This window comes from Alkaliphilus sp. B6464 (assembly GCF_018141165.1).
Classification (GTDB): Bacteria; Bacillota; Clostridia; order Peptostreptococcales; family Natronincolaceae; genus Alkaliphilus_B.
In genome coordinates, this window is the sequence record NZ_CP058557.1 from 2,064,392 (window position 1) to 2,077,606 (window position 13,215).

At 29.4% G+C, this 13,215-nt stretch carries 15 protein-coding genes; 10 read left to right on the plus strand and 5 right to left on the minus strand.

Annotated features, from left to right (window positions below):
• The gene (locus HYG84_RS09980) at positions 1-840 is read left to right on the plus strand and encodes an ABC transporter ATP-binding protein (protein ID WP_212376531.1); all 840 of its coding nucleotides are present in this window, start codon (positions 1-3) and stop codon (positions 838-840) included.
• An 819-nt stretch (positions 841-1,659) separates the two neighbouring features.
• Here HYG84_RS09980 and HYG84_RS09985 read toward each other — a convergent pair.
• From HYG84_RS09985 to HYG84_RS10000, 4 genes are all read right to left on the minus strand, one after another.
• Complete coding sequence (locus HYG84_RS09985; RefSeq protein ID WP_212376534.1) at positions 1,660-1,863, minus strand: alpha/beta-type small acid-soluble spore protein; 204 nt, start codon at positions 1,861-1,863, stop codon at positions 1,660-1,662.
• A gap of 189 nt (positions 1,864-2,052) precedes the next feature.
• On the minus strand, positions 2,053-2,229 hold the full coding sequence (locus HYG84_RS09990; RefSeq protein ID WP_212376536.1) for a hypothetical protein: 177 nt from the start codon (positions 2,227-2,229) through the stop codon (positions 2,053-2,055).
• Positions 2,230-2,331: 102 nt separating this feature from the next.
• Entirely contained in the window at positions 2,332-3,261 is a 930-nt protein-coding gene (locus HYG84_RS09995) for a Na/Pi cotransporter family protein (RefSeq protein ID WP_212376539.1), read from the minus strand.
• Positions 3,262-3,316: 55 nt separating this feature from the next.
• Entirely contained in the window at positions 3,317-4,549 is a 1,233-nt protein-coding gene (locus tag HYG84_RS10000) for an LL-diaminopimelate aminotransferase (protein ID WP_212376542.1), read from the minus strand.
• 166 nt (positions 4,550-4,715) lie between these two features.
• Here HYG84_RS10000 and pdaB point away from each other — a divergent pair, with 166 nt between their 5' ends.
• The 8 genes from pdaB (at position 4,716) to HYG84_RS10040 (ending at position 11,016) form a co-directional block, all read left to right on the plus strand.
• Positions 4,716-5,480, plus strand: a complete 765-nt coding sequence (gene pdaB, locus HYG84_RS10005; protein ID WP_212376546.1) for a polysaccharide deacetylase family sporulation protein PdaB — start codon at positions 4,716-4,718, stop codon at positions 5,478-5,480.
• A 112-nt stretch (positions 5,481-5,592) separates the two neighbouring features.
• A complete protein-coding gene (locus HYG84_RS10010) occupies positions 5,593-7,086 on the plus strand; it encodes a Mur ligase family protein (protein WP_212376549.1) in 1,494 nt (497 codons plus the stop codon).
• A gap of 133 nt (positions 7,087-7,219) precedes the next feature.
• Positions 7,220-7,876, plus strand: coding sequence for a single-stranded DNA-binding protein (locus HYG84_RS10015; protein ID WP_212376552.1), 657 nt, complete (start codon positions 7,220-7,222; stop codon positions 7,874-7,876).
• 149 nt (positions 7,877-8,025) lie between these two features.
• Positions 8,026-8,949: a tyrosine-type recombinase/integrase gene (locus HYG84_RS10020; protein ID WP_212376555.1), complete on the plus strand. Its 924-nt coding sequence runs from the start codon at positions 8,026-8,028 to the stop codon at positions 8,947-8,949.
• Positions 8,946-9,149, plus strand: a complete 204-nt coding sequence (locus HYG84_RS10025) for a helix-turn-helix domain-containing protein (RefSeq protein WP_212376558.1) — start codon at positions 8,946-8,948, stop codon at positions 9,147-9,149. The genes HYG84_RS10020 and HYG84_RS10025 overlap by 4 nt, the downstream gene beginning before the upstream one ends.
• A 10-nt stretch (positions 9,150-9,159) precedes the next feature.
• Complete coding sequence (locus HYG84_RS10030) at positions 9,160-9,648, plus strand: hypothetical protein (RefSeq protein ID WP_212376561.1); 489 nt, start codon at positions 9,160-9,162, stop codon at positions 9,646-9,648.
• 609 nt (positions 9,649-10,257) lie between these two features.
• Positions 10,258-10,539, plus strand: coding sequence for a hypothetical protein (locus HYG84_RS10035; protein ID WP_212376564.1), 282 nt, complete (start codon positions 10,258-10,260; stop codon positions 10,537-10,539).
• Between the two features lie 243 nt (positions 10,540-10,782).
• Complete coding sequence (locus HYG84_RS10040) at positions 10,783-11,016, plus strand: hypothetical protein (protein WP_212376567.1); 234 nt, start codon at positions 10,783-10,785, stop codon at positions 11,014-11,016.
• A gap of 25 nt (positions 11,017-11,041) precedes the next feature.
• Here the strand turns inward: HYG84_RS10040 and HYG84_RS10045 are convergent, their stop codons facing one another.
• The gene (locus tag HYG84_RS10045) at positions 11,042-11,242 is read right to left on the minus strand and encodes a helix-turn-helix domain-containing protein (RefSeq protein WP_212376570.1); all 201 of its coding nucleotides are present in this window, start codon (positions 11,240-11,242) and stop codon (positions 11,042-11,044) included.
• A gap of 143 nt (positions 11,243-11,385) precedes the next feature.
• Between HYG84_RS10045 and HYG84_RS10050 the strand changes: the two genes are divergently transcribed.
• Positions 11,386-11,799, plus strand: a complete 414-nt coding sequence (locus HYG84_RS10050) for a hypothetical protein (RefSeq protein ID WP_212376573.1) — start codon at positions 11,386-11,388, stop codon at positions 11,797-11,799.
• The last annotated feature ends 1,416 nt before the right edge of the window (positions 11,800-13,215 follow it).

The window sequence follows — 13,215 nt, forward strand, 5'->3', positions numbered from 1 at the left end:
GTGTTAGAGATTTTAGATTTAAATAAATCATTTAAAAAAAAAGAAGTATTGAAAGGGATCTCTATAAGTTTAAAAACTGGGGTATATGGACTTTTAGGTCCAAATGGAGCAGGCAAAACAACGTTAATTAGGTGTATAGTTAACTTATATGATATCACTAAAGGAAATATAAGATTTCAAGGAATAGACGTTACTAATAATAATGCATTTTCAAAAAACATAGGATATCTTCCTCAAAAATTTGGATTATTTAAAGAATTAACTGCATATGATAATCTTCAATACTTTGCTGCTCTAAAAAAAATACCTAAGGAGTCTATGGATGCTTGTATTAAAGAGAGTTTGGAAAAAGTTAATTTACAAGATAGAATTAATAATAAAGTATCAACTTTATCTGGTGGGATGGTTAGAAGACTAGGTATTGCTCAAGCAATATTAGGAGATCCTCAAATAATAATTTTTGATGAACCAACTGCTGGACTTGACCCAGAAGAAAGAATAAGATTTAAAAATCTTTTGTCCTCTATAAAAGAGGACAAGATAATTATAATTTCTACCCATATTGTAGAAGATGTTGAAACATGTTGCAATAAAATGATAATCATGAATGATGGAAAAATATTTAAAATGGGAAATAGCGAAGAAATTATATCTATAGCAAGAGGAAAAGTTTTTGAAGTAAAACAAGGAATAGGAATCGATTCTAATTGGTATGTTGAAAAAACTTTTTTTAGAAATGGAGAAGAGTTTTTAAGGATACTTTCAAACAAAAAACAAGGACACAAAAGTTTAGAACCTACTATCGAAGATGGATATATGTGCATATTGAAAGGAATATAATATCATGAACATAAAACCGATATATTTTTCTTTCAAAAACTTAAAGATATATTATTTTATTCCTTTATTTATTTTATATGTTTTTCTACCTATTGTAAGTGTTGGAATAGTTTATATGTCAGGTAGTATAGAGAATTCTTATTTTCTGATATTTAGAGAAGTGGAAAAGTATATACCTATTTTATCTTTGTGGTGGATTACTTTTATATTTAAAGAATATATTGAAGGAGATGGAAATGAAATCTTATATTGTATTGACGAGTCCGGCAAAGTTAAGGTTTTTCAAATACTTTTAATATTCATCTGGTATATTATACATATTAGTATACTTTTTTTAGGGTACAGTATATTTTTGGATAATGTATTTTTAGAGTTCTTGAAAACAGTTATTCAATGTTTCTTTTTTACCTCGTTATTATATATGCTAATCTATACTTTAAAGTCAACTACTATTAGTTTTATGGTTTTACTTATATATGAATTGTTTGCAATTTTTATAAATTCTGAGATCGCTAATTATATAAGTATATTTGAGAATGGTGAAAAAATAATTTTAAGAACTATTACCACAAAGTATTCGTTGGTCTTATTAGTGTCACTTGTTTTCTTAATGATTGGTGTGTATAAAAACAAGAAATTCTATTATTAAAATATGATTTCTATATATTGTTACTGTTCTTAGGAATAACAAATCATTTGTCTTATACACTGCTGAAAAGTATTAGACGGCATATATATAATTTGCAAACTAAAAAATGAGATGCTCACTAGAGCATCTCATTTTTTATGATAAATATTTTATATTAAACTATAATTTTATTATTTTCCACTCATTTGTCTTTGAGCCATTTCAACCAAACGTTTTGTCATATATCCACCAACGTATCCGTTTTGTCTAGCTGTCAAATTACCCTTGTCTACTTGATCATAATTAGAAAGACCTAACTCACTAGCTATTTCTAACTTCATTTGATTAAGAGCTTGGCGAGCTTCTGGAACAACAACTTTATTTCTTGAAGCCATAATTTTCTCCTCCTCATCTGAATTATATTTTAGCAACATCTTTTGATGTTGTATATATAATTTAACCACTTTTGATAATGAATATGTTAGAAGTTTTTTCATAGATTAATTAATTATGCCAATGCTTTAAAGTGCTTCAAATTTCAATAAAAACATAGGGCGAAAAATTATCCACCCTATGTAGAGGTTTTATTTGGAGTGTAATTCTACAATCGTTTCTTTACCATGGTCATAGATATTCTCTAACTGGCCTGGCTTAGGCTTAAATTCTCTGTTAAAATGTCGACTATCATATCTAAAAGTACGAGAACTAGCTTCTACACGGTGACCATTCACATTTGTCCATTGGCTTTTACGAATAGACATAAATACACTCCTTTCGTAATTAGAATGAATAAAATCATTCATAATTAGTTTTAACTTAAAATTTTTTAAAATGTGTATTAATTATTGGTAATATTAAAGTTATTATTTTTTTATAATCCATTGTACTGCGCCTACAATAATGCCCGTGAAGGGAAGAAGAATTAGAGTACTAAAAACATTAAAAATTGTATGAGCATTAGCAATTTGTCTTGATGGATTAAGTGGTGATAAAGAAACTGATATTGCACATAATAAATTGATAAAGGGAAAAATTAAAACTACACCCATAATATTAAAAAAAAGATGTACAAAAGCAGTTTGTTTAGCAGCTCTATTTAAAGATAAACTTGATATTATAGATGTTATACAAGTGCCAACATTCATACCAAGCATAATTGATACAGCGGAATACATGGATATTGACCCATTACTAGCTAATGTTTGTAGAATTGCTACACCTGTACTACTGCTTTGTAGTATGGATATAGCAGAAAAGCCTATTAAAGCACCTAATATAGGCATTTTTCCAAACTCTTCTAAAATTTTTTGAAATGCTAATATATCTTTTAGAGGTGAGAGACCTTCAGTTAATAGATCAATACCAATAAAGATAAGAGAAAAACCTATTAGCACTTCTCCTATATAACAAATTTTTTTATTTTTAGATGTCAAATTAATTAAAATACCCAATATAAATGGAATAAATGAGTATTTACCCATATTAAACGCTATTAACTGGGATGTTACAGTTGTGCCTATATTGGCTCCCATAATAATTGGTGTAGCTTGGTAAAGTGTGAGTAAATTAGACTGAACAAGGCCAACTAAGATAACTGTCATACCGCTGCTGGACTGTAAGATACCTGTAATGATACAGCCTATTAAAACTCCGAGTAATGGATGAATTTTTAGATTAATAAGCATATATCTAAATCTACTAGATGTAAATCGATCTAATCCTTCTGTAAGAAATCTCATACCTAATAAAAATAATCCTAAACCTATAGATGTAGCAGAAATAATCTCAAACAATAAAAACACCCCCCAGGTTAAATATACGTAGGAGGGTTTACATATAAAACAATAATTAAAAAATTAGTTGAAGCTTTAATAATCTTTGCTTAAGCTCTTCTATTATTTCAATTTCTTCGGCCTGGCTATTCGCATTGAATGTAACAGATAGTCGTAAATAGGCCCCAGCGTCATCCCAAGGCACTGTAGATATTAATGAATTTCTTATTAGATAATCTGAAACTTCTTCCGCAGTCTCGAAAATAATACCTGATTTAGTTCCTTTTGGTATGGTGACATAACAATAGAAAGTTCCTTTAGGTTTTTTAGCGGAGAATCCTACTTCGTTTAAGGCGCTAACTAATAGGTCAAGACGTCTAGAATATCTTTCACAATTTCTTAAGCTAATTTCATTATTATTTAATGCATAAATAGCTGCTTTCTGTATAGCTCTAAACTGACCAGAATCCGTATTATCTTTTACTGTTCCATAAACTTTAATAGCTAATGGGTCACCTACAATAAATGCTAATCTCCAACCTGTCATATTATATCCCTTAGATAAACTATGAAGTTCCACTCCGACATCTTTAGCTCCTTCAACAGATAGAAAGCTTAAAGGTTCACATCCATCAAAGGTAATAGGAGCATAGGCGGCATCAGACACAACAATGATATTGTTTTTATATGCAAATTCTACTACTTCTTTATAAAATTCTTTAGTTGCGACTTGTCCAGTTGGGTTATTAGGATAGTTAATATATAATAGCTTAGCTCGTTTTAAAATATTTTTAGGAATTGTAGAAAAATTAGGATAGAAGTTATTTTCTTTATATAGAGGTAGGGTATATACATCACCTCCAAGATAACGAGTATATGTTGAAATTATAGGATAACCTGGAGTTGTTGTGAGGGTAATGTCTCCATGATTAATAAAACACATAGGTAGCATTGATAAAATGGATTTAGACCCCATTCCATGAATTATATCGGTTGAAGGATTGATGTTTTTTAGACCATAGATTTCTTCTAGGTATTTTGCAGCCGCTTCTTGAAATTCGGGAATACCATTATCCGCATATAGACGATTTTCTGGCCTGCCAGCTTCCAATGACAGTGTATTTACAACTCCTATATCTGCCGGTTTATCTGGTTCACCTATACCAAGATCTATTAAAGATAGATGAGGGTGCATCTTTATGGCATCTTCTTTTGCTTTTTTAATCTTTGCAAATTTGTATGCTTCTGTTTTTTTACTAAACATTTTACCACCAAGACGTTCTGAAATCTTGTCGGTATAAAAGCTCATCCTGTCTCCTCCTTACTATTTTAATTAATAAATAAATGTTATCTCAATGAAATAGAATCCTTCCAATTATTCTATTAACCTAACATTGATTTTGATACAGTAATTATGCATAAAACAAGTTACAAGGAATAAACTTTAATATAATCTTTAGTACAGGGGGAGTAATATGAAGGTATATATTTTACAGAAAAGGATTCTATCAATTTTGCTATGTACTGTGCTAGTCTTAGGGGGATTGATATTTTACTCGAGAACTACTGAGGACGGGATAATAGGTGTTTTTTCAAACCAAAAGAGATTGCCTATTTATAGTGTAGAAACCAACGATAAAAAGATAGCCATAAGCTTTGATGCAGCATGGGGTGATGAATTTACAGATAATATACTAGATACATTAGACAAGTATAATATTAAAACAACATTTTTTTTAGTAGCATTTTGGGTAGACAAATATCCAGATATGGTAAAGAAAATTTATGATAGGGGACATGAAATAGGTAATCATTCAACTACTCATCCTCATATGTCTAAGTTAACTAAGGAACAAATAGCTAATGAATTAAAGACTACTGGAGATAAAATTGCAAAAATAACTGGGAAAGATCCTGTAGTTTTTAGACCACCGTTTGGTGATTATAACAATCTGTTAATTGAGACAGCAGAAGAGCTAAACTATCATACAATTCAGTGGGATGTGGATTCCTTAGACTGGAAAGAAATGGGAGTACAACCGGTAGTAGATAGAGTTACTAGAAATGTAAAAAAGGGTTCTATAGTATTGTTTCATAATAATGCTAAATATGTAAGTGAATTTTTACCTCTAGTTCTTGAAAAATTGCAGGAACAAGGATATGAAATAGTTCCCGTATCAGAGTTAATTTATAAAGAAAATTATACAATTGATAATACAGGAAGACAACAAAAAAATTAAAATCCCTCCTATAGCGAGGGTATTTTTTTGATTGTGTATAATTGGACTTTGAAATACAAAACATAAACAATATTAACTCTAACCGATTAGGATAGTGGGAGGATATACACTAATGATGATAGATGGCATAAAAATTAAAGGAATAACTTCGGATTCTAGACAAGTTAGAAAAGATTATGTATTTGTAGCTTTAACAGGCCAAAATAAAGATGGAAATGAATTTATTAATGAAGCGGTAGAAAGTGGTGCGGTTATTGTTTATACAGAAAAGGATATTTATAGAAAAGATTGTATCGTGAAAAAGGTTAATAATGGGAGAATAAAGCTTGCTGAGCTGTGCAATGAATTTTATGGTTATCCATCAGAGAAATTATTAGTTATTGGAGTTACAGGTACAAATGGTAAAACAACAACTACTAATTTAATTTATCATATTCTTAAGGAAGCTGGGATTGCTGTTGGCATAATAGGGACCTTACATATTAAAATTGGTAAAGAACAATACCCATCAAAATTAACTACTCCAATTACAGAGGATATTTACTATTATTTAAATAGAATGGTAGAAGAAAACATAAGGGTTGCAGTATTAGAAGTATCTTCCCATGGTTTAAAAAATGATAGAGTTTATGGAATTAAATTTGATATTGCAATACATACAAATATTAATCAGGATCATTTAAACTTTCATAAAACTATTACTGATTATATTAAGTCTAAAAAGAAACTATTTGATAGTTTAGCAGCAGGTAAAATTGCTTTAATAAATCATGATGATAATTATGGACTAAAAATGTTGGAAGGAAATAATGAAATATTAATTATTAGTTATGGATTGAGCTCTAAATCTACGGTTACTGCTTCTAGTATCGATATGGATTTTTTAACATCTTTTAACTATTGTCTACAAAGAGGCATTACAACATTATCTGGAGTAGAAATAGAAGTATTTGAATATCCAATTACCTCTAACCTATTAGGAAATCATAATATTTACAATGCTTTATCAGCTATTAGTACATGCTTATTATTAGATGTTCCAATTGAAAAAATAGCAAAGGCCATAAAAAGTTATCCACCTGTAACAAGAAGGATGGAAATTGTCTACAAAGATAAATATACTGTTATAGATGATTATTGTCATAATCCTGCTAGTTATGAAGCGGTATTTCATACTATACAAACCCTTCAGTATAATAACCTTTATATTGTAAATGGTGTTAGAGGAAATAGAGGATTAGATATTAATCGTAGAAATGCTGAGGTCTTAAAACAATGGTATGAAATACTAAATGTAAAAAAACTTATTATTACAGATAGTGTAGATTGTGTAGATAATCTTAATCGGGTAAGTAATGAAGAAAGACAAGTATATTTTGAAGTACTAAAAGATAGTTTATTTTTGTTTAAATATGAAGCATCCTTAAGAAATGCTATAAAAGAAATACTTAAGGAATTAAAGCCTAATGATATACTTTTATTGTTGGGAGCACAATCTATGGATAAGGGGAAGGGTATATTTTTAGACTTAATTAATGAAAAAGAAAGTATTAATATAATTCAGCAACAATCAAAAATATACGATAATATTTTTGATAATCATTAATTTTTTAGTCATTAAAAATTTAGTATTATTTTTCACTAAAGAAAACATAATTTAGTCCCACTCTGAATAAACATGTTTATAGATTAGTCCAAAAATATTATAAACATAAGAATAGAAGGGAGAGTGGGGTAAGATGACACTTGATCATCTTATGGATACGAATGTTGTAACAATAGTGGGAAAGGTTGTTGGAGAAAAAGAGTTTAGTCATGAGATTTATGGAGAGGGGTTTTATACATATAATATAGAAATACCTCGACTAAGTGATGCAGTAGATCAGCTACCTTTAACAGTGTCAGAAAGGCTATTGGTGGGGTTAGACTTAGAAGATGGGGACATGATTAGGATAGAGGGGCAGTTAAGGTCCTATAACAAATTTATAGATGGTAGTAACCGTCTAGTATTAACTATATTTGCTAGGGATATTATTCCCTTTGAAGGGGAGGAAGAATTAAAAAATCCTAATGAGATTTTCTTAGAAGGATATATTTGCAAAGCTCCCGTCTATAGAGAAACACCTTTTGGTAGGGAAATTACAGACCTGCTAATTGCAGTAAATAGACTTTATAATAAGTCGGACTACATACCGACAATAGCTTGGGGAAGAAATGCAAGGTTTTCTTCTAAGTTAAATGTTGGTGATAGAATTCGGATCTGGGGACGGATACAAAGTAGGCAATATCAGAAAAAATTATCAGATGGAAATGTTTTAAATAAAATTGCATATGAGGTATCTATTTCTAAAATGGAAAAAGTTGATGAAAACGAAGAAGAGCACGCTATCCCTTAGGATGGTGTGAGTCATGCTATATATATAAAATATATGTATTTAGCAGATTATATACAGATTCTTCAAAGGATTGATTTTTCAATGTTTTAAGTTTAAGCACACTTTACTGTTATGTTGCATGATTCATAAGAACAGGAGAGTGTGTTTTTATGTTGGAATTGCAAGAGTTAGTGGAAGAATTTTTGTTTGATTGTGAGGCAAGGGGTTTAAGCAAGGAAACATTAAAAAGTTATAATTTTTACATGAAAACGTTTATGAGATTTTGCTTAGACAAAGAAGTTAAAAATGTAGATCAACTTAATAGCAGGGTACTAAAACAGTACAGTGTATCGTTAATTAAGAGAGGATACGAAGAAAGTTATATTAATACATTATTAACTGTACTGAAATCATTAATAAGTTATTTGGTAGAAGAAAAGTATATTGATGAAAGAATAGAAGTTAAAAATGTAAAAGAAAAAACAAAAGTTATACAAACATTTTCCGATTTTGAAGTTGAAAAGATGTTAGAAACTTTAAAGGGTAATAGTTACATTGAAATTAGAGATAGGGCAGTTATTTACATGCTTGTAGACTGTGGACTTCGAGCAGGTGAGGTAATTAGATTAAGAGAAAAGGATATTAAGGAAAATAATACTTTATTTATTCAAGGGAAAGGTAAGAAGGAAAGATTTGTACCATTTTCTGCACAGTTAAAAAGGGCTATGTTAAAGTATGAAAGGGCTAAAAATAGTTTCTTTATAGATAAAAAACATACACCAGATTATTATTTTTTAGGTAGATATGGACAACCCTTAAGTAATTTTATAATACAAGATATATGTAGGAAAGTAGGAGAAAGGGCAAATATAACTGAAACAAGAGTGTTTCCACATAATTTCAGGCACTACTATGCCGTCAAAAATCTACGTGAAGGATTGGACTTATATAGTTTGTCACGTTTATTAGGTCATTCCGATATTGCAACTACTTCTATATATACTTCTTCGCTAAGAAACGAAGAATTATTTGATATTGTGAAGGAAAGAACTCCACTTACCACTTTTAACAAAAGAGGTGGTAGGAGAATATGAAATTAACTAAATATAACTACCATCAGTTTGTAAAGTTAAATCCTACTCAAAAGGTTATACTGGACTGTGTATTGTCTTATGCTTACGGTAATAAAAACTATGCTTTTCCATCACAAGAAACCATAGCAGAAGAAATAAACGTATGTAGACACACTGTAATGCGTAATTTAAGGAAAATAGAACAAATTAGGATAAGGTAGTCTACCTTTTATGATTAGGAAGCCTAGAAGGTCAAATACGGGCAAATACGAGCATACAATTTACATATTCCCTTGGCTTAATAAGCCGAATGATTATATAAGACAGATGCAACTAGAAATTATTAATGAATTAATAAGAAAGTATTCTGATGAAGCAATAGAAGAATATGAAAATAGTAGCCATGTAACAGAAAATGAACGGAAGATTAATAGACAGAACTATGTATTATCTATCTATAGCAAAATCAACAAAATAAAGAAATATGCTAATTCAAAAGCAAATGATGTGTTGAAAGTACTTGTAAGAGTTGGAAATACACTAGCAGAAGGTAATATTATATATAGTTTGGAGAAGTATTTAATGCAATCATTTAAAGAGATCGGTTATGAGATGCGAACAACTAAAGCAATACAAGAATTATATTTTATGTTAATAGGCGATAATGATCTATTTGAAATCAATTTAGATGGATATATTGATGATTTATTAAGTATATAGTTCTATTTACTGTAAAATCAAATATTATATTTAGCCTTGTAGTTATTATTTACAAAAAATAGTAATTAGAAGGCTAATTGTAATACCATTCGTCATGGAGTACGAACGGAAAAATCTGTTGGTTAGAGTATTCGACTTTAAAGTCGAGTAAAGCCATCGTCAAAAATGACGAAGGTGTCTCATCTGACAAAATTGTCAAACGAGAAATTGGTGCCACAATCGTCAAATTTGACGAACGTGAGACTCACACTCCTTTAAAACGTTGGAATATAGGCTAACTACATTCTGAGTAGGGTTTTTTATCCTAGAATTATAGTCGGACTACAATTGGGAGCGCAAAAACACTACTGGCATTGTAGTATAATAAGAGATATTAATATAATAAGAGATATTAAGTTATATGCGGACTACAAGTAGTTAGTTCACATACGAATGTTGAAAATAAAACTGAAGTACTTTAAATTTAAGGGAGTTGCCATTTTTGGCGATATCCTTTTGAGGGACAGCCGATTTTAAATCTAAATAATCTAAACTATATTCAAAATTTTCCTCGTCATTATATTTATGGTATAATATGACAAGATACTATACTTTTAGGGAGGTATAAGCATGAAGCAAATAGGCAAATATAAAGCCAATGAGTACATTGTTAATGTTTTTAATAGTATGAGAATAAATACAGGGTTTGAAAATGAAACTATGCTTGAAATTATAGCCGAACATATGGGAAACGTATTAGAAAATATAGATGATGATATAATGTTAAACAAAGATGATATTAATGTAGTTATATCAATAGAACAGGATCAAAAAGACAAAAACGTAATTAATGTAAATATTTTAGCAGCAATGACTAACGAAAATATAATAAATATAGAAGAATTATTCTAAATTAGCATTAGAAGTGATTAAGAGGTGGAATTAACCACTTCTTTTTTTATTGGATACAATACACCTTATAACGCATTAAACGCGAATACGGGCAATTGTGAGCGAATTAGAGGTATAAGAAAAGGTAGTACAAAATTTCGGACACCTTTAATATAGTTTTATGTATTATTTATTACCAATGTCGACTTTTTGCTCGATATTAAACTTCCTATTTTATGTATTGGTAATGTTAATCCCATGAAAATGGCTAGATGTATAGTAGAATTGGAAAGAATTTATGGGATAAAAGAAGGGAACAATCAATGGAACAAAGATAATCTTGGTGGCAAGACTCAGAAAGAATTAGCTCAACAAATAGGTGTAACTGACCAGCAATTACGTGACTACAAAAAACTAAACATGCTAATCCCAGAACTTCAAGAGTTAGTTGAAACCGACCAACTTAAAGCAACAACTGCATATAAAATATGGCGATAAAAAAGGTATCCTAACTCAGGACACCTTAATTTTTTATGTCTATTATATCGTTTGGAGTGCAATCAAGAGCGATACATATTTTCTCTAATACGTCAAAAGAAATACTTTTATTCTTCCCCTTTGTAAGATTGGATAAATTGTTGTAAGCAATGTTAGTTTCTTTAGATAACCAGTACATTGTTTTATCATTTGTTTTTAAAACTTCTTCTAATTTAATTTTTACCATTTATAACTACCTCCCTATAGCTATAGTATAGGAAAGTATAACATTTTGCAATATAGTACCTTGACATACTATATACAATACTATATTATAGTATCTATAGATAGTATAATTACAAATACGATGAAAATAAGGGAGGAATAGAAATGGGCAAAAGCATAATAAACAACAGAGAAGTAAGTAGAGAAGTTTTTTTGATGTATAAATTTTTAACTAAAGGTGATAAAGATTTAGAAATGTTATTTTCTATGATATTAGATGAGTGTAAAATAACAGGATCAGCAATAGTTAGATTTCAAAAATACATTAGAGAAAATAGAAATACAGACTTTGATAAAATCTTAAAAGCCTGTAGTGATAAAGATGTATTAGAATGCAAGGATTTACTTGAGGAATTGTTTTTAGAGTCAATAGACATGGATTTAGTAGTTGCTAGAATGGATAGTCAAGGTTGGAATTTAGAAAGTTTAATATTAGAACACAAAAGACATCCAGAGAAGAGAATACATAGAATATTGAACATTCCATACTCATCGTTTGTAAATAGAAAGGCTGCCTAATGGTGGTCTTTTTCTATTGGATATTATCATAATTTAGGAAAATAGAAACTATCATCAATCCCAGTGTTTTCAATGACTATAGCGATTAGGACTAAAAATTAAATAATGAATAGAAGTGTAGATGATGTTCAAATTTTAACGTTTATAAAGGTTTTGTTCATTTCCCTTTAGGGAAGAAGATAATGGTCAATAAGGGAAGATAACATCCAATAGAAAAAAGTACTGCAACGGTTGTTTTAATAAAAAACGAAAAAGTGATATTAATGAAAATGCTAAAAAATACTACAAAAACAAGAAAAAACTATAATTTTATACAATTAGAAAGCACCATCAAGCCCAGTATTTGCAACAGGTTCGTAAAAAAATATATTTTTCTTATATGAAGAGATACACATAATTAATAGATTTTCACGTTTTGCAATCCAACTTTTTTGAACATTAGTTATTGCAATAGTTTGAGTGCGAACTTAATTCCTTGTATATGATATATGACAAAATTAAGACAGAAAAAACGGAACAACACGCAAAATAACCACCATTATAAAATATACCTAAACCTAGTAAACACAATGGGTCGGCTGTAAGTATGGTCATTGCTAAAGTGGGAATCGAACAAAATGCTGTAGCAGTTGTTGGAAGGAAAAAGAGAAGGAACAAACGAGAAAAAAAGTCCAAATACGAGATTTGACAAAAATGTAGTAAAACTAGAATTCTCATGACTAAAATATAATGCAAGTCGTTCAAATCAAGTGTTTCCAATATGTATAGAAATAGCTAATTTCCTTGTATATAGTATATAAAGCATGTTTTTACTTATGTTTTTATAATTTATTTTTTAAATAAACAATACATAAAATTACAAAATAATTATTACTCAAAATCGCACTCTAAAATCGTTTTTAAGAAATAAATTGCTCTATTAAAGTGTTTACTCATTTGTAAAATTTAAACGCTATATGGGCTTGCTAGTAAAAATTCGAAGCCTGTAACCGTTGAAAATACATAACTCAATTTTAATAAAATTAACCTTAATATTAGTACTTTATAACTAGAGTGTTAATATTAGAGTTAATTCTCTACTTTTAGTTACTTTCTCCATTGCGGGGAAGTAATAAATTCTACTTTACCATAATAGTTTAAATGTTTTTTTAACATTACTATAAGTTGTCGATTACTTTCGGGTAGCAAATCCCGAGTCCTCCTAAAGCAACCTTAATCGACTGTGCTGTGGGAATTGATGCGTAGCAAGGTGGACGAAATTACGACCACCATTTCTTTTTAATATAATGCCTTATGGCATATTATATATACCTTCATTGTTTAAAAAGGTAAGTAGTAGTTGTTTGACTGCTGCTTATTTTTTTAATGCAAAAAATTGCTAAACAATGAAGGAAAACAAAATTATTATAATGGAGG

Coding starts and splice junctions, on each gene's coding strand:
- HYG84_RS10040 (WP_212376567.1), top strand. CDS start 10,783: ATGGCTAGATGTATAGTAGAATTGGAAAGAATTTATGGGATAAAAGAA.
- HYG84_RS10050 (WP_212376573.1), top strand. CDS start 11,386: ATGGGCAAAAGCATAATAAACAACAGAGAAGTAAGTAGAGAAGTTTTT.
- HYG84_RS10015 (WP_212376552.1), top strand. CDS start 7,220: ATGACACTTGATCATCTTATGGATACGAATGTTGTAACAATAGTGGGA.
- pdaB (WP_212376546.1), top strand. CDS start 4,716: ATGAAGGTATATATTTTACAGAAAAGGATTCTATCAATTTTGCTATGT.
- HYG84_RS10020 (WP_212376555.1), top strand. CDS start 8,026: ATGTTGGAATTGCAAGAGTTAGTGGAAGAATTTTTGTTTGATTGTGAG.
- HYG84_RS09985 (WP_212376534.1), bottom strand. CDS start 1,863: ATGGCTTCAAGAAATAAAGTTGTTGTTCCAGAAGCTCGCCAAGCTCTT.
- HYG84_RS09990 (WP_212376536.1), bottom strand. CDS start 2,229: ATGTCTATTCGTAAAAGCCAATGGACAAATGTGAATGGTCACCGTGTA.
- HYG84_RS10035 (WP_212376564.1), top strand. CDS start 10,258: ATGAAGCAAATAGGCAAATATAAAGCCAATGAGTACATTGTTAATGTT.
- HYG84_RS10010 (WP_212376549.1), top strand. CDS start 5,593: ATGATGATAGATGGCATAAAAATTAAAGGAATAACTTCGGATTCTAGA.
- HYG84_RS10045 (WP_212376570.1), bottom strand. CDS start 11,242: ATGGTAAAAATTAAATTAGAAGAAGTTTTAAAAACAAATGATAAAACA.
- HYG84_RS10000 (WP_212376542.1), bottom strand. CDS start 4,549: ATGAGCTTTTATACCGACAAGATTTCAGAACGTCTTGGTGGTAAAATG.
- HYG84_RS10025 (WP_212376558.1), top strand. CDS start 8,946: ATGAAATTAACTAAATATAACTACCATCAGTTTGTAAAGTTAAATCCT.
- HYG84_RS10030 (WP_212376561.1), top strand. CDS start 9,160: ATGATTAGGAAGCCTAGAAGGTCAAATACGGGCAAATACGAGCATACA.